The sequence below is a fragment of the Mucilaginibacter metallidurans genome, assembly GCF_003286435.2.
GTDB classification, from domain to species: Bacteria; Bacteroidota; Bacteroidia; order Sphingobacteriales; family Sphingobacteriaceae; genus Mucilaginibacter; species Mucilaginibacter gossypii.
Genome location: NZ_CP043449.1, coordinates 6,203,517 through 6,220,236, shown reverse-complemented (window position 1 = coordinate 6,220,236; position 16,720 = coordinate 6,203,517). Strand labels below are relative to the sequence as shown.

The window sequence follows — 16,720 nt, the reverse complement described above, 5'->3', positions numbered from 1 at the left end:
AAAGTATTTGTCAGGGCAAATACGCCCGACCGTTACTGTTTTCCATGAAGCAGGCTTATGCGTAGCTTAAAATTGGCATTACAAATCTACAGTAATTTAAACGGATCAATCAAGAAAAATGTTCATAATTAATTGATTTATAGTGTATTATGAACGATTTAATACGCTTGCATCGCAGTCTTAAAAAGGACAAAAATTAGTTTAAATGGCCTGTGCAACGTTTCTGTTGCGATGAAATTTTTTTTGTGATACGCTTACTTCGCAATTAATTTTAAGGAAAAAAGAGAGGGAGGGTAGGCCTCGGCTATATATGCGCGGATATATTTAGATATGAATTAATCTGTAAACTGTTTAGGACGATACAATTGGAGGTTGAGGTATCGTATCAATTTAACTTTTTCCAGAAAGCGCAAGTCATCATCCCTTATGCCAGCCGCAAAAGACTTGCTCCAAAAAAGGGAAGACGCAAAAACGGACATTCTGCCAAGCAGAATGTCCGTTTTCATCGCGTTTACGCTCAGTTACGGCATCTTATCTTTCAATTCTTTTTCCTTTTCCCGTTCTTCATCCTTCAGCCGCCGTTTTTCCTGCCGTACTTCTTTTCGTGTCCGGCCGCCGGTGGTATCAACAGCGTCAATCTTGAGTTTATATTCGGCTTTAAGTGCTTCTATCTGGGCTTTGATCTGCTCCTTTATCGTTTGTTCTTTTTGTTTCAATTTTTCCTCGGCCTTTTCTTCGGTGGTGTCTTTTTTACCAAAAAGGCGCTGGAAAAAGTTAGGCCTTTTTACCGGCTCTTCAACAACTGGCAAAATACCATCGTCATCTGCTCCGCCTTGTTTCATAAGGCTATCGGCAGTAGCAGTATCAACAGGGGCAATCTGGCGGCGCAGACCTTCCCTTAACCGCACTTCGTAAAATCCATAAGCATTGGTATCCCGGGCGGTATATCCCTTCATCGCCATCAGTTTACCAATCAGGTTAAAGTAGCCATGCAGTCCCGGTCGTAAGGTGCCGTCAGGCTGAAAGGCGTATAAACCGCCTTTAGGGTAGGGGACAATGCTGGCCAGGTAAATGCTTTCTCCCAAACTAAGCTCAGACGGCGATTTGCCAAAGTAATAATGCGAGGCCTCGCCGATACCGTAAATGTTACGGCCCCATTCAATAATGTTAAAGTAAACCTCCAGCATCCTGTCTTTGGTCATGATGCGGTTATTTTCAATAAGCCATACAATCAGGATCTCCTCTATTTTGCGCGACAGGGTTTTCTCCCGGCTCAGGTAGGCGTTTTTTACCAACTGCTGCGATATGCCGCTGCCGCCGCGTTTGTATTTTTTTGTTTTAAAATCGGTAGCTATTGATTTACGGATGGCCTCCATTACAAAGCCATGATTGGTGTAAAAAGATGGATCTTCGGCCGTCATTACCGCGTTTCTCAAATTGGGCGAAATTTGCTGCAGCGGCGTAAACTCCGGGTTTTCGGGACCTATCAGGTGTGGGGCCATTGGTTTGCCCTTTTCATACGGTGTATATACAAAGGGGCTGTTAAGCTTGGTTAAATCGGTGCGTCCAAATTTCAGGATCCGGAAGTTATCTTTATCCATGCCCGAATCAAATATTAAATCGTCGGGTTTTGATGAATCCATGTAAAAATTCATGTGATAATTCAGCTTGCCCGCAACCTGGATGCCGTCAAGGGCGTCAAACATCCCCGTAGGAAACGAATCGAAAATATCAGCCGCATTAAGCCAGCCGGTATTGAGCTTCAGCTCATAAATTTTTACCGGGTTAAGCGTATACTTAATGTATGGGTGCGCCGTTAATTTTTTAATATGGATAAGCGAAGTACTATCGATGGATATGTAATTAGTGCCCACTTTAACATCAGCATCAATAGCCGCTTCCGGGAATACAATATCAGTAGACGAAATGCCCGGATGACGGATAAGCAGGTTTTTAACCGACCATGAACCCGAGATCCTGGTTTCACCGCTGCTGTGGTCTTCCTCGGTCAGTTTTGTTTGCAGTGTATCAAAATTAAGCTTCAGGTTAAATTTCTTTTCGATGATAGGCAGCTCTACTTTTTTGCCATCGGCATAAAGCATTACGTCGATATCCTTATCCGAAGGGTGCATTTTGCCGGCGAAATGCCAGGTGGCTTCCCCGTCATTAACCTTTATGGTTGAGCTAAGCTGCCCGTCTTTGATCAGTGCTGTTTGCGCTAAAAGTTTAAGCTGATCACTGTCGCTCTTAAAACTGATCCTGAAATTATGGAGCGATAAGTTATCCGGGATCTTATAAAGCAACTGGTTGATCAGGTTATCGGCAAGATGGCTCAAATCGGCTTTGGTGTCTGTAGCCGTTGAGTCCTTTTTCTTTTTGAAAAGAAAATCGAAATTCTTAACGCCGTTTTTATTAACAAGGCTAATGAAGCCATCCTGTAATACCACATCTGATAGTTTTACCTCACCAAGCACCAGTGGCATTATCCGTACGCTTACCACAAAGTTTTTGATGTTCAATAAGCTATCGCGACCATCCGGTACGATGCTGATATCCGAGAAAGAAACGGTGCTGAGGCCGGTAAACTTAGCCGATCCTATTTTTACATCTAAATTATAATCCCTCTTTGCTTTTAATTTAGCTTTGTCAATGGCTTTTTCGAGCAGGGCTCCACGTTTTGAGTAGGCAACATATCCGCCGATAAGCAGAATAAGAATTAAGGGAACGAGAATGTATGCGGCTATGCGTATATATTTAGGATTAAGGCGCTTCATTTGTTAATTTTATCCAAAACTAAACTAAATCTTATCCCCTGCAAACGGTTGTTTTTGCAAATTGTTTCCTGATAAACTTAATCAACCACCTGTTTTCATAAATTTGCCTCATATTATGACAATTACTAAAGAACAAGTTTTACAGGCACTGGGCAACGTTGAAGAGCCGGATCTGAAAAAAGACCTGGTAACGCTCAATATGATCCAGGATATTCATATTGATGGCAACAACGTTAGCTTTTCGGTGATCCTGACTACGCCGGCCTGCCCGCTTAAAGCCATGATTGAGAATGCCTGCCGTAATGCTATCCTGCATTTTGTAAGCAAAGAGGCTGTTATCAATATCAATATGACCTCGCGTGTAACTACTCAAAAAAACACCGGGGTTCCGGGTGTAAAAAATATTATTGCCGTAGCTTCGGGCAAAGGTGGCGTTGGCAAATCAACGGTTGCGGCAAACCTTGCTTTGGGTTTGGCGAAATCGGGCGCAAAGGTGGGGATGATCGATGCAGACATTTACGGCCCATCGGTACCCATTATGTTTGGCCTGGAGGGCGCCCGCCCAATGGCCAGCCAGGTTGATGGCAAAACCCGAATTGAGCCGATTGAAAAATACGGCATTAAATTGCTGTCGATAGGTTTCTTTACCGATCCTAATCAGCCGGTGCCATGGCGCGGACCGATGGTATCCACCGCTGTAAAACAACTGTTCAATGATGCCGACTGGGGCGAGCTGGATTACCTGGTGATCGACCTGCCTCCGGGTACGGGCGATATTCACATCACGGTAACGCAAAGCTTCCCGGTAACAGGCGCTGTAATTGTTACCACGCCGCAAAACGTAGCCCTTGCCGATGCTAAAAAAGGTATTGGTATGTTTATGATGCCAGCTATTAATGTGCCTATACTGGGAGTGGTTGAAAACATGTCGTACTTTACACCTGCCGAACTGCCCGAAAACAAGTATTATATATTTGGTAAAGGCGGAGGACAAAAACTGGCGGCACAGCTTGATGTTCCGTTCCTGGGCGAGATCCCGCTGATTAAAGGCATCAGTGATTCGGGCGATGCCGGTAAGCCGACAGTGCTTGAAGAAGACGGCCCGATGACCGCTGCTTTTGTGAAAATGGCCGAGCGTGTTGCCCAGCAGGTGGCCATATCAAATGCCAAAGCATTGAGTGCAGAAAATATTGTAAATAATTAATAACTTTACATAACGTTATAAATTAATAAAAATGAGTTTATTAAATCAGGTTGAAGCAGCTTTAGATACTATCCGTCCGTATTTGGAGGCTGATGGGGGGAATGTTTCTGTTGAGGAGATAACTCCTGAAAATGTTGTTAAATTAAAGTTGTTGGGTTCATGCGGATCATGCCCAATGAGTATCATGACCCTTAAAGCAGGTATTGAGCAGGCTATTAAAAAAGCTGTGCCCGAAATTACTGCCATTGAGGCCATAAACCTAACGGACATTGATGATCCCAATGCCGTGCTTCCCGAAAATTTAAGGTAGTTGTTAAGATTTGTTAAATCCCCGGTTCAATTGGGGGATATGACTTATTTTTGATGAAGTTTAAAAACTATTTTGGTGCTCGCAGCGTAATATATGTTGAGCTAAGTAGTTAATGGTTTTATGAAATATTTATTTGGTTTACTGCTGTTATTTGTTTCAATGGGCGCTTTTGCACAAAGCAAAGACCGCCCCGTTGTGCAGTTTACCGGTATTACTCATAATGCCGATAGCGTAAAGATCACTATCCCTTATGTAACCATTACCAATACTTCGGCACATAATATCATTAACGTATCTAACTATAAGGGATACTTTTCATTTGTTGTACATGAGCGCGATACACTTCGCTTCACCTGCGTTGGCTATGCCCCGGTTACCGTGGTTATCCCGTCCAATCTGCCAAACGAAAGTTATACAACCCAGGTATCCCTGAAAGCGCAGATCATCAACCTGCCTACATTTCACGTGTTTCCATGGGCCACCACCGATGAGTTTAAAAAAGATTTCCTGGCTATAAAACTTGCCGATGACGATTTGGAGATTGCCCGCAAAAATATCAGCAAGGCAACCTTATCGGCCCTGTACAATACTTTGCCCCGCGATGCCCAGGAAATACAATCGGCCAATGCGCAGGCTATGCACACCAGCATCCTGAATTCGCACTCGCTTACTCCTAATCCGCTGTTAAACCCGCTGGCATGGGGTAGCCTCATCAAGTCGATATCTGACGGAGATAAGAGTAGTAAGTAATCAAGATTTAAACGCCACCGCTCGGCTCCGGCCGAATGGTAGTTATCGCGACGGCCTCCGGCTGCTGTGGCTAAAGTTCAACCAGTTTCTATTAACTTAAGTATATCAACTTCGGCGGCCAGAGGCCGTTTAATAGTTGCCATTCGGCTGAAACCGGGGGCGGTGGAATGCTTATAAAAAGGGTTAAACCAATCCCTCAAAATCCATCACCTCACCATCAAATATTTCCAACTCCTGCAAATTATGACTTACAATAATTGTTGTGGCTCCCAATTGCTTAATTAGCGGCTTAAGTTCTTCCATCAGCAAAGTTTTCATCTTGCTATCCAATGCCGAAAACGGTTCATCCATTAAAAGCAGCTTTGGTTTGGTAGCCAATGCCCTCAAAATCGCCAGCCGCTGTTGTTGCCCGCCGGATAAGTGATCGGGCTTGTGAGTGGTAAAGTTACCCAGTTGTCCTAATTGCAGCAGGCGCTTTATCCAGCCGGTATCATTGCTGGCATACTCCAGGTGTTGCTGCACCGTCATGTTTGGGAACAGGGCGTAGTTTTGAAATACGAAGCCGATATGCCTTTTTTGCGGCGATAAATTGATCGGTTGTTCATGATCAAACCAGGTAATTTCGTCCGCTATGATCTTCCCTTTTCGGGGCGATGACAGACCGGCTATCATTTTAAGCAATGTAGTTTTTCCGGACCCCGAAGGCCCCCAAATTTTGGTAACGCTCCCGGAAACAAACTGCCGTTTTACTTTCAGCAATTGCCCGCCATGATAGGCTTTCAGTTTTATTTCAATATCTACGCTGATCATGCTAAAGGGCCTTTCGCTTGGTATTTATTGAATATAAAAACAGCTATCACCAAAATAAACGTAATGGAGAATAAAATCAACGAATAATTATTGGCCGAGACATAGTCCATCTTCTCTACCGAATCATATACCGCAATAGAAGCTACACGGGTAACACCGGGGATATTGCCGCCAATCATCAGCACAACACCAAACTCGCCCAGCGTATGGGCAAAGGTTAAAACTGCGGCGGTTAATAATGATGGTTTGATGTTGGGCAGCAGTACATACCTAAACGTTTGCCATTCGGTTTTACCTAATGTGTATGACGCTTCTGTCAGCGAACCGGGTAACTGTTGCAAGGCCGATTTTACCGGCCCAACCATAAAAGGCACGCTGTAAATTACCGATGCCAGGATCAACCCCGGAAAGGAAAAAACCAGTTGTACATCAAAAGTATCATGCAGCCATTTCCCTAAACCATGCTGCGGACTAAAAGCCAGCAGCAGATAAAAGCCCAGTACCGATGGCGGCAACACCAAAGGCATAGTAATAATTGCTTCGGCAACGATTTTGATAAAAGACCGCCCTCTTGAAAGCCACCAGGCGAATGGCAGCCCGATAAGCAGTAGCAAAAGCGTGGTGATGCCTGCTAATTTTAATGTGAGCCATATGGGCGATAGGTCCATCGATAAAAATACAAATTATTGTACCCTATAACCATACGCTTTAAAAATACTTTTAGCCGCCGGGCTTAAAATGTACCGGTAAAATTTTCCGACCGCAGGATTAACCGCTCCGTGTTTCAGGATCACGATGCCCTGCAGTATGGGGTCGTAAGTTTTGGGATCGACGACCGTATAAAACAGCGGTGTTTTATTTCCCAGTTCCTTTACCAGCGATTGGGTAGTGAAACCGATATCGGCCACGCCTGTGGTAATGTAAGTATTTACCTGCGATATGCTTTCTCCATAAACGGCCTTCGATTTGGCATCATCCAAAATCCCCTTATCCCTGAGCGATTGCTCGGCAGCTTTACCATAAGGCGCTATAGCCGGATTTGCTATGGCGATTTTTTTTATCCTTGCCGAAAGCAGCAGGCGTTCCCAGTTTTCAAAACCAATGTTTTGCGTACTGCAAATGATCAGGCTGCCCGAGGCGTACACTACCGGTTTTTCTTTTGCAAAACCATTTTTAAACAGTGTTTCGGGAAAGGTCATATCTGCCGATAAAAACACATCAAACGGCGCGCCGTTACTGATCTGAGCTACCAGCTTACCCGATGAACCGATAACTACATCAATAGTAATTCCTGTTTTTTGCTTAAAATCTTTTTGTAAAACCGCCATTACCGGCTGCAGGTTAGCAGCTGCCGCAACCCGGATATTTTGGGCGTTTACGGTTAAGCTTGCTGTAAATAGCAGGGCGAATAAAAAAAGAATGCTTTTTTTTAGCCCGGTATTGTAATGTTCGCTTTGCATCGGTTTTATAGTTTTTAGCTTGCAGGCAACAGTTTTCGTTTTGGTAATGAAGCACATCGTGATTTTTGAAAAGCGATATTTTGATGCCCCTAACACTACAAATATACGCTTGTTATAACCAATAGCGGTTCATATATTAGTCATGTTAAGTTATCTGATAAATCAAATTTTCACAATGATAAAACGGTCAGGCGCCGCGTGCGCCGGCTTTAAAAATACGCCTGATGAGAAATGCCATTGCTGTTTTTTAGGCGTAGCCCTTTAATATGAAATAGATGGAAAACCGCTTCGAACACTTTAATAAATGGGCTTATAACTATTTATGTATGGTAATTCCCGGATATTAACAACAAATAGCTAAAAATTAACATTTTAAATAACTGTTTAATGTACTTTTAATAGGAATAGAAAAATAAAAATATTATAATTGTATCCGGCCTGACGCTAACCAAACAACCATTTTTTTCGCGCCTGTAGTGAAACCACCATTACAGGTGCGGAATACATCCATTTCCCAAGCCTATGTTTAAACTTTTACTGAGATCTTTTATCGGTATTATATTGTTTTGCTTATGCTTTTCAACAGGCATAGCTCAAACCACGGTTCAAATAAGCGACAAAGTAAACCAGCACATTTTTGAATATAAGCAGATTGTTTATTTTGAGGACACAACCGGAAAACTCGGCCTCGACGGTATTCGCGAGGCTTACTTAGCAGGCAAATTCGCAGTTAACCATGAACCTACCCCGGTTACCCATCACAACAATTCGGCTTACTGGTACCGCATAAAAATTGGCAAGGCCAATGCCACCGGCAACAACTGGATCCTGGAGTTTTTTGATCAAACTATCGATAGTATTACCGTTTATTCGCCCGTTAAAAATACTTACCGGGCAACGTCGCTTGGCAGTAGCCGTCCTTTTGCCGCGCGCTTTTACAAACACAAAAACTTTAGCTTTAATATCAACAGCAGCCAGGGGCCCGATGATGTTTATTATATCCGCATCCGTTCGGGGCACTCGGTTAATGTGATCATGGTATTGCGTACGGTAAGCCGCTTTATTGGTTACGCGCTCGACGAATATTTTTTCTTTGGTGTTTTTTACGGTATGATCCTGGTTTTTGGCCTGTACAATTTCATGATGTTCATAGCCATGCGCCAGGTACAATACCTGTATTACATCATTTATAACTTAAGTATTGGCCTTTATGAAATGTGTGCCGATGGCATAGCTTACCAGTACATCTGGCCAAACTATCCCGGCTGGAACAATTATGCGTATGGTATCGCCCTGTTCTCGGCCAGTATTTTTGCGATCCTTTTTGCCCAAAGCCTGCTCAATTTAAAAGTTAATGCCCCGCGATTAAATAAAGTGATCAAGTGGGTGATCATTTTCAGGTGCATTTATTTCCTGGCTTGCATTGCCATTAATATGGCCTGGTTTAACTATAAGATTATCGAGTTTTTGCCGCTGTGCATTTCTTTTTATGCGGGCTGTTATGTGTTGATAAAAGGGTACAAACCGGCGCGGTTCTTTGTTATCGGGTATACGTTTTTACTTACCGGCTTTGTTATTAAAAGCTGTATAGCACTAAATATTTGGTGGCTGCCTGTTACCGAGTTTGATTACTACAGTCTTAGTATTTGTTTTATTATGGAGATGCTGTTCATCTCTTTTGCTATAGGAGATAAAGTGCGGATCCTTAAAAAAGAAAAGGATGTTGCCCAGCAGGATATTATAGCCCAGATGAAGCAAAACGAAGAGCTGAAAGATACCCTGAACCGCAGTCTTGAAGCCCAGGTGCAGGAACGCACCCGCGAGCTGGTTGAAAAGTCATCAATGATAGCGGAACAAAATGAGGAGCTAAAATCAGTTAATGAGCTGCTGCAACAACAGGCCGAAGAGATCTCGCGCATGAATGTGCTCCTCGAAAAAGACAACATTATCCTTCATAATGACATTGAAAAAGTAACACACGATAGGGTAATGCTCACCGAAGTTGACTTTGAAGAGTTTAGCCGTATTTATCCCGATAGGGAAACCTGTTTTAAATTCCTGTCCGACTTGAAATGGGAGCACGGTTATGCCTGCCGCAAATGCAGCAATACGCATTATGGCAGCGGGCACCTGCCTTACAGTCGCCGGTGTTCAAAATGTGGTTATGAAGAGTCGGTAATAGCTTACACCATATTGCAAAACACCCGGATCCCTATCAATAAAGCTTTTTATATGATCTTCCTGATGTATTCGACCAAGGGTAAGATCTCGTCACATAAACTTTCCGAAATTCTTTCCATCCGCCAAAGCACCTGTTGGGCTTACAGCTCGCGTATTAAAAAAGTAATGGAGCAGCGTAAAAAAGAGATCAAAAACGCGGGGAATAAAGGGTGGAGTAAATTAGTGATCGACATGAATGCATAGCAATGATGAACTATGAACCCGACGACGACTTCCTAATAAACAGTTTTGATTTCAATACATGTTGCTTTTTAGGAGCCAGGCCGTTGTTTTCGAGCACATCAAACAATAAAGTTGCAGCCTTTACGCCCATTTCGTAAGCGGGTTGCGTTATGGTTGAAAGAGGGGGAGAAAGGAGCGGGGCTACCCTGAGGCTTGAAAAGCTAATTACTTTCAGATCGTTAGGTATAGAAATGCCAAGGTCATTACAAACGTAGTAGGTGGCAAAGGCCAAACGTTCAACCGAACTGAAAATACCATCAGGCTTGATTACCTGTAAGGCCTTTTTCAAAATCTTATAATTTTCCTTTTCATCGTTGCTGCAATCAATAACAAGGGTATCATCAAACGCGATCTTGTGCTTAGCCAGTGCATCCATATAGCCCTGCATCCGCACCTTACCTATCGAAATACTTTTGTTAACCACCAGGTAAGCTATTTTTTTGCACCCGGTTTTAATAAGGTGTTCGGTTGCTGCAAAACTGGCGTCATAGTCGTTAGTAGTTACTTTGGCGGCCTCAATATCCTCATAAACACGGTCGAAAAAAACAACAGGTACATGTTTTTTTTCCAGCTGGCGCAGATAGTTGTGGTCGCTTGCCTCGCCGGATACCGACATGATAATGCCATCGGCTTTACCATTGTTAAGGTAATTTACAAACGATACTTCCTTTTCAAAAACGTCGTCGGTGCGGTAAAGCAAAATGTAGAACCCTTTTTTACGGGCAACCTCTTCAATGCCATTGATAGCCTGCGAAAAAAAGTCGTTGGCTATTTCGGGAACAATAACAGCCAGGGTGTTGGTCTTTTTATCGCGGAGGTTACTGGCATAATGGTTGGGCAAATAGTTATGTTGTTTGGCGTATGCTAAGATCCGCTCTTTAGTGTCTTTATTAATATCAGTGTTTCCATTAAAGGCCCTCGAGATGGTTGATGTGGAGATATTGAGTTCCTTTGCCAGTTTCTTGATATTGATATTGTCCATTTTCGCTCGCTAAATCTATTTCCTATAGGCCAAATGTAATAAAACAGATCAATTGTGTTTAAACATTAAGGCTATAATTGTCAAAATATCATTACAAAAGATAGCTTTATCAGGAATGGCTCCCGGACTGTACGGCAAGTGGTTAACTGTAAGTTAATCAGTGGCATGCGGTTTGCATAATATTAGTACAGAAAGCAGGGCAGGGTTTATGGCAAAACGAATTTTGATAGTTGATGATAACGAGCTGATGATAGAGGTAATGACATACATCTTGCTCGGCAAAGGTTACGAAGTAGCCTCATCAACCCATGTCCATGAAATTTTCAGGACTATAAAAGCATGCCACCCCGACCTGGTAATCCTGGATATTGTTAATAAAAGTATGGATGGCCGCGAGCTGTGCCGGCTCATTAAATTGAACCGGGCCACTGAAAATCTTCGTATAATTGTTTGTTCAGAAAACGAAGAAACCGAAGCACAGGAACCGCAAAAAGGGGCGCCGGATGATGTTTTGCACAAGCCATTTGGCATGAACAGCCTGATCCATAAGGTTCAGTTACTGCTGGCGGCCTGATTAATTGTGTAAAATAATGATCTGTAAATTAGTCTGTTAAATTAGAATTTAGGATTGTCAGCCACCCTGTTGTTGCTTTTGTAACATGGGATACGTATGTTTACCGTAGAGAAGATAAAGATGGGATTGCCACTAAGAATAACTTTTAACGATACCGACCACGTGTATCAAATTAATACCTCGCCAATTACCCCAACCACCGGCGAACTTGAGATCCTGTTAAATGGCGAGAAAATAATCCTTCAAAAAGACGCCCGCCGTGTATGGGTACAAAAAGGCGAAGGCCCGGTAATTGACCCCGAGTTTGCGCAGGCATTAGGACGGTCGGTTGCTTTGCGGTTTAGGATGTAAGAGCTTAATAATTTCTTATTAAAGTTGTCATTTCGACGAACAGGCGGGGAATTGTAATGGGAGAGAGGAGAAATCCTATACACCCAGCTTGCAAACTTTTATAGCGAACTTTCACAGCGTATAAGATTTCTCTTTCGCCCCGGTGCTTATGCCTCTTCCGCTCAATCGAAATGACACCCTGTTGAAGGTCTTTTACATTAACCCCAGCATCACTAAACCCATTACAATCATCAATCCATCTTCAATAATGGTAACTGTGCTCATGGGCAAATTAAATACTGCGCCAAGGCATGCACAACGGATCTGCCTTTTGCTGAAAACACTTTGCAGCACACCAATCAGGCTTATCGTCATTACACCAACCATAATGGCGTTAACCGTTACCGGCGCAATATTAAGCGCAAAGGCAAGACCTAAACCCAGTTCAACAAAAACATACACGTAGCCCCATCCGCGCCAGCGTTTGGCCACCACATCATACATGGCATAGCTATCGGCAAAGCCCGCGATATCCAGTAGTTTAAAAAAGGAGAATACCAGGAAAAAGCCGCTCATGAAAACGCGCATGACCGTGGTGATGTTAAATCCGCCTGTATGGCTTCCGGCAATTATTGCTGCTGCTAAAATATAACCAAAAATGAGCAGGATCGGCTTGTAGGTTTGCAGCCAGGTGCGGTTTTCAGCAGCATCTGTCGTGCTCATATGGTGATGATGTACCTCTGCTTCGCTAAGCTGGTATTTAGGATAAGCAGCAAGTGCCTGTTTAAGATCGGTAGTGGGCACGTGCTTTTTCATCGTGATGTCGGCAGTACCTTCGGCTAAAGAGATCTCAACTTTTTCAATGTTGGGAACCTGCTGTAACAGGCCCTGCACTTTAGCCAGGCAACCGGTGCAGGTCATGCCGGTGATATTATATGTATGTGTCATGATAATTTGTATTTACTGATACAAAATTACCATGAGCCGGTAGGGAAGGTATTACGGTATTATGGGTATGATTTATAAGATTTACGGTTCGACACGAAATGCTCAGCAAGCCGGCCACAATTTGATCGGGGTACACGAACCATTGCAGAATAAAATTTGTGCTTTATATATCTTCCAGGTTTGTGCGTTTACTACCCTGAAGGGCTTTAAAGGCAGATGGTGTCATCCCGGTTATCTGTTTAAACTGGCTGGATAGGTAGGCAACGCTGCTATAGCTTAATTGAAATGCGATTTCGGAAAGACTAAGTTCATTATAAACCAGGAGTTCCTTCACTTTTTCAATACGCTGGGCTATGTAGTATTTTTCGATGGTTGAGCCTTCTACAGCCGAAAACAGGTTGCTCAGGTACCCATAATCATAATTAAGTTTTGAAGTAAGCAGCGCCGAAAGCTTTAAGGGCGATTGTGTTTCGGCGTAGTGCACATGCTCAATGATGAGGGTTTTGATCTGTTCAATAATACGGCTCTTTTGATCGTCGATGAGCTCAAACCCAAGGGCATTTAACGATGTCTCCAATCGTTTAAGCTGAGCCGGGGTAGGGGCTTCTTTAATCTCTACCTCACCAAGATCAACGGAAACAGGCTGCAGCCCGGCTTTTTCCAGCTCGGTTTTCACCATTATTTTGCAGCGGCTGCAAACCATGTTTTTTATGTACAGCTTCATGGCTGCAAAACTACTATTTTACTGCTTCATCCACCAGTTGTTTCAGTTCGCGATAACGCTGTTGCCTGCCATCGCTTTTAATATAAAAAGTCATCATAAAGGCCGCATACTTTTTATCCTTGTCTATCCACGGAAAGCTCCCGAACAACCCGGGACTGCTTACGGTATGGGCATCAAACACCCACTCGCCGTAACCGTAACCTAAACCTCCAGCCTCGGCAGGAGAATAGGCGATCTTAACGTCAGCGGTGATCCTGTTTTCCTGCATCCGGGCTATACTATTTTCGCTCAGGATGCGCTTTCCGTTAAAAACGCCCCGGTTCATGATCATGGTTAAAAAGCTCAGGTAATCCTCGGAAGTACTGTAGGCCCCACCCGCGGGCAGGGCTACTTTGGCATTTCCAAAATCAGTATGCTGCATATTAAGCGGCCGGGCAATACGTTCGGCAAATAAGGTTTCAAAGTTTTTGCCGCTGATTTTTTCGATGATAGCCCCGGCAATTTGCAGGCCGGCATTGCTGTAGTGAAAAGCCCTGCCGGGTGTACCTTCCATCGGTAAGGCTGCTATATCGGCTATTGCGTCATCCATCGAGTTGTCCTGGCGCATATCTTCTAAACTTTCTTTTAATGGCGGCGTCTTGATCCCGGTTTGGTGCGACAGGCATTGACCAATGGTGATGCCCCCCTTGCCATGTTGCGATAGTACAGGCAAGTATTTGCCGACGGTATCGGTCAATTTTAGCTTTCCCTCATCAACAAAGGTCATCACCAAAGCGGCACTAAGCCATTTGTTGCAGCTGGCAATAGCCACCTTTGAGGTAGACGTATAATCATCCAGATCAGCCTTTTTGCCTTGTTTGCGGGCTATCATGCGGCCAACAAATTTTTGCCTCATGTTCATATCATTAACTGCGTGGTTGTAAACCACCCTGCCATCTTTATAAACAACAAGCACCACCCGGCCACCCATTTCGGATGCGTGGTCATTTAGCCAGTTATCAACTTTGGTAAAATTGTATTGAGCACTGGCCGGGATAGCGCAAAGGCTGATAAGCGTTAGAAGTAGGAAAAGTCTCGGTTTCATTTTTGGATGATTTTTAAGGTGCGTTAGGAAAAAATTGCGTCCTGCCTTTTAAACCTTACTGTTTTGCTTCTTTTTTCTCCTTCATCTTATCCCGCATCTCTGCTTCAAAGTCCTGGTACTGTTTAAACTGGTCGGCGGTGAACACGCCTTTTAGTTCGGTATCCTTTTCCTTTAACAATGCTTTCGCCTGCTTAAATTTAGAGAACCGCCCGGCATCGCTTTTAATGATCGGATCCATTTTTTGTGCGTATTTTAAATTGATGGCCTGCACTTTGGAGGTTTGATCGGGATTAAGCTCGAGCTTAGTCGTCATCATCTCGGTTTGAAACTGTGCACGCTGTTCGGGTGTTTTATTTTTCAGATCGGCACCGGTTTGCGCAAAGGCGGAACCAATAAAAAGTGTGAAGGTTAAAACCGTTATTAAACTGAAGAGCTTTTTCATATTGTTTACCATTGAATGTTGTAGGATGCACCACTGTTTAATAACAGTGTTGCTTTGTTATTGCCATTAAACGTAATAGTACCATTAAAGTTAAAGCTTTTGCCTGATGATGAAGCGCCGCTAATGGTAACCGTCGCTGTACCGGATAAAATTTTGAGACTGGTTTTATCAACCGTGATATCTGACGATTTGATAATTAATTTGCTGCTGAAAGAATAATTGCGGCCGATCTTCGATACCTGGCTACCGTCGCGGGTATAGGTAGTGTTAAGCACGTAAGCCGAGGCTGTTGGGGCCAGTCCTGTTAATACAAAACCTCCGGAACTGCTATCCTCTGATGACATACGTGGCCCGTCATATTTGCTGCTGCCGGTAAAGTTGAAGGTAAGATCGTTAGGAACAACGCCCGAACAGTTGAGCAGGTAATTCCAGCTCAACGCATAATTATATGATGGGCTTACTCCTGTTGCACTTGATTTGGTAATAGATGAGTCTTTTGCAATGCCGCAGCTTAGCTTTACGGTTTTATAAACGGTTACTGAGCTGTTTACCTGTACCGCAAAGCCACCGCTTGATGGCACAATGGCATTTGTAGTCAGCTCGGCTGCATCGGCCTCGGTGACTGTTGTATTTGCTGTGGTTGATGCGTTATCCTTTTTACATGATGATATGATCACGGCCAGGCCGGCAGTTACTGCCAGGCTAAATAATATTGTTCTTGCTTTTAAAGAGGTTTTCATAACGTTATTTTTTTGTATGGTTTATGATTTGATTTTATACTGATTTAATGGTGTGCCACCACCCGGCGGCGGGTTACAACAACCGGGCGGGCAACAACAACACGCCTTACGGGTCTAACAATAACTGTATGTGCCGGTGTTACCACCACCCGGCGTACCGGGCGCCTTACAATTACCGTTTGAGCATTTGCATTGGTGATGCCTGCGACAGCGAGACAAAGGATTAAAATGATCTTTTTCATGATTTCAATGATTTAAATTTGATTTTTACAGGTATGACTATTGGGTCGGTAACGGGTTTTTACTTTTGGGGTGAAGCCTCCAAAGGCAGCGTTGAACTTTCTTTTACCGCGGATGAACTTGCTGGTTTAAACCAAATGACAAAACCCTGCAAAACCAGTTTAAATGGGTTATGGCTCAAAAAACCGGTCGTTAAGCCGTACTTTACAGGTTCGGTTTCGGGCTGATAAGTGTTAAACAACCTGTCCCAGATGATAAATACTCCCCCAAAGTTTTTATCGATATAGATTGGATTACTACCATGATGTACCCGATGCGACGAAGGCGTATCCATTATCCGCTCAATAATGCCGAGCGTGCCTACAGCTTCGGTATGTAAAAAGAACTGATAGGCCAGGTTCAGCACGTAGGAGATCACGATGAAATCGGTAGGTAAGCCAAGCAAAGCAGCAGGTATAAAAAACAAGGGACTGATAATTGCCGAAAACCAGTTGAGCCGGTAAGCTGCCGTTAAGTTCATGTGCATAGCCGAGTGGTGGATAAGATGAAATGCCCAAAGCGGTTTCCAAACATGCGAGATGCGGTGGAACCAATAATAAATAAAGTCGACTGTGATGAAGGTTAATGAAAATATCCAAACGTTATGCGGCATTTTTAGAGGTGAAAGGCCGGCGAAAAATCCTAATACAGCTAACTGGTAACCGGCAAAAAGATATTTGGAAAACTGGAAGCCGGCAAATACAGCCAGGTTGGCAAACGTTTCTTTAACCTCGTAAGCGCCCCGGTCTTTTTTCCAGCTCCAGATAATTTCGATCGTAACCAGCATCAACAGAAACAGCAGGATGTAAATTCGGTATGGGCCAATTTGATGTTTCATTTTTTAAT

General features: G+C 43.5%; 17 protein-coding genes and 1 pseudogene. 6 read left to right on the top strand and 12 right to left on the bottom strand.

The features are described 5' to 3' along the window. Positions 1-521: 521 nt before the first annotated feature. Positions 522-2,774: a transglycosylase domain-containing protein gene (locus DIU38_RS26680; protein ID WP_112653123.1), complete on the bottom strand. Its 2,253-nt coding sequence runs from the start codon at positions 2,772-2,774 to the stop codon at positions 522-524. Positions 2,775-2,889: 115 nt separating this feature from the next. Here DIU38_RS26680 and DIU38_RS26675 point away from each other — a divergent pair, with 115 nt between their 5' ends. From DIU38_RS26675 to DIU38_RS26665, 3 genes are all read left to right on the top strand, one after another. Beyond that, on the top strand, positions 2,890-3,978 hold the full coding sequence (locus DIU38_RS26675; protein ID WP_090532765.1) for an Mrp/NBP35 family ATP-binding protein: 1,089 nt from the start codon (positions 2,890-2,892) through the stop codon (positions 3,976-3,978). 31 nt (positions 3,979-4,009) lie between these two features. Beyond that, positions 4,010-4,288 (top strand): NifU family protein, encoded by a 279-nt coding sequence (locus DIU38_RS26670; RefSeq protein ID WP_090532767.1) that lies wholly within the window; start codon positions 4,010-4,012, stop codon positions 4,286-4,288. A gap of 120 nt (positions 4,289-4,408) precedes the next feature. Further along, complete coding sequence (locus tag DIU38_RS26665; protein ID WP_091174856.1) at positions 4,409-5,038, top strand: hypothetical protein; 630 nt, start codon at positions 4,409-4,411, stop codon at positions 5,036-5,038. A gap of 320 nt (positions 5,039-5,358) precedes the next feature. Here DIU38_RS26665 and DIU38_RS26660 read toward each other — a convergent pair. The 3 genes and pseudogenes from DIU38_RS26660 to modA form a co-directional block, all read right to left on the bottom strand. After that, positions 5,359-5,848 (bottom strand): annotated as a pseudogene (locus DIU38_RS26660) (ATP-binding cassette domain-containing protein); the annotation flags it as partial. Further along, positions 5,845-6,516, bottom strand: a complete 672-nt coding sequence (gene modB / locus DIU38_RS26655) for a molybdate ABC transporter permease subunit (RefSeq protein WP_112653121.1) — start codon at positions 6,514-6,516, stop codon at positions 5,845-5,847. The gene modB and the pseudogene DIU38_RS26660, both read right to left, overlap by 4 nt. A gap of 15 nt (positions 6,517-6,531) precedes the next feature. Further along, entirely contained in the window at positions 6,532-7,308 is a 777-nt protein-coding gene (gene modA, locus DIU38_RS26650) for a molybdate ABC transporter substrate-binding protein (protein ID WP_112653178.1), read from the bottom strand. A gap of 522 nt (positions 7,309-7,830) precedes the next feature. On the opposite strand from modA, the gene DIU38_RS26645 reads away from it, so the two are divergent. Next, complete coding sequence (locus tag DIU38_RS26645) at positions 7,831-9,732, top strand: 7TM diverse intracellular signaling domain-containing protein (RefSeq protein ID WP_112653120.1); 1,902 nt, start codon at positions 7,831-7,833, stop codon at positions 9,730-9,732. Positions 9,733-9,742: 10 nt separating this feature from the next. Here DIU38_RS26645 and DIU38_RS26640 read toward each other — a convergent pair whose 3' ends face one another. Next, positions 9,743-10,753: a LacI family DNA-binding transcriptional regulator gene (locus tag DIU38_RS26640; protein ID WP_112653119.1), complete on the bottom strand. Its 1,011-nt coding sequence runs from the start codon at positions 10,751-10,753 to the stop codon at positions 9,743-9,745. Between the two features lie 208 nt (positions 10,754-10,961). Between DIU38_RS26640 and DIU38_RS26635 the strand changes: the two genes are divergently transcribed. Further along, entirely contained in the window at positions 10,962-11,327 is a 366-nt protein-coding gene (locus tag DIU38_RS26635) for a response regulator (RefSeq protein WP_112653118.1), read from the top strand. 120 nt (positions 11,328-11,447) lie between these two features. Continuing rightward, complete coding sequence (locus DIU38_RS26630) at positions 11,448-11,678, top strand: hypothetical protein (RefSeq protein WP_112653177.1); 231 nt, start codon at positions 11,448-11,450, stop codon at positions 11,676-11,678. A 192-nt stretch (positions 11,679-11,870) separates the two neighbouring features. On the opposite strand, the gene DIU38_RS26625 is transcribed toward DIU38_RS26630, so the two are convergent. The 7 genes from DIU38_RS26625 to DIU38_RS26595 form a co-directional block, all read right to left on the bottom strand. Further along, positions 11,871-12,605 (bottom strand): heavy metal translocating P-type ATPase, encoded by a 735-nt coding sequence (locus DIU38_RS26625; protein ID WP_112653117.1) that lies wholly within the window; start codon positions 12,603-12,605, stop codon positions 11,871-11,873. Between the two features lie 163 nt (positions 12,606-12,768). Beyond that, positions 12,769-13,329 carry a helix-turn-helix domain-containing protein gene (locus DIU38_RS26620; RefSeq protein ID WP_112653116.1) on the bottom strand — a complete coding sequence of 187 codons (561 nt, stop codon included), beginning with the start codon at positions 13,327-13,329 and terminating at the stop codon, positions 12,769-12,771. A 13-nt stretch (positions 13,330-13,342) separates the two neighbouring features. Continuing rightward, a complete protein-coding gene (locus DIU38_RS26615; RefSeq protein WP_112653115.1) occupies positions 13,343-14,413 on the bottom strand; it encodes a serine hydrolase domain-containing protein in 1,071 nt (356 codons plus the stop codon). A 55-nt stretch (positions 14,414-14,468) separates the two neighbouring features. Further along, positions 14,469-14,855 carry a hypothetical protein gene (locus tag DIU38_RS26610; protein ID WP_146750312.1) on the bottom strand — a complete coding sequence of 129 codons (387 nt, stop codon included), beginning with the start codon at positions 14,853-14,855 and terminating at the stop codon, positions 14,469-14,471. Positions 14,856-14,860: 5 nt separating this feature from the next. Then, entirely contained in the window at positions 14,861-15,595 is a 735-nt protein-coding gene (locus tag DIU38_RS26605) for a hypothetical protein (RefSeq protein ID WP_112653113.1), read from the bottom strand. Between the two features lie 44 nt (positions 15,596-15,639). Then, positions 15,640-15,837 carry a hypothetical protein gene (locus DIU38_RS26600; RefSeq protein ID WP_112653112.1) on the bottom strand — a complete coding sequence of 66 codons (198 nt, stop codon included), beginning with the start codon at positions 15,835-15,837 and terminating at the stop codon, positions 15,640-15,642. Positions 15,838-15,896: 59 nt separating this feature from the next. Next, entirely contained in the window at positions 15,897-16,712 is an 816-nt protein-coding gene (locus DIU38_RS26595; RefSeq protein ID WP_112653111.1) for a sterol desaturase family protein, read from the bottom strand. Between the last annotated feature and the right edge of the window lie 8 nt (positions 16,713-16,720).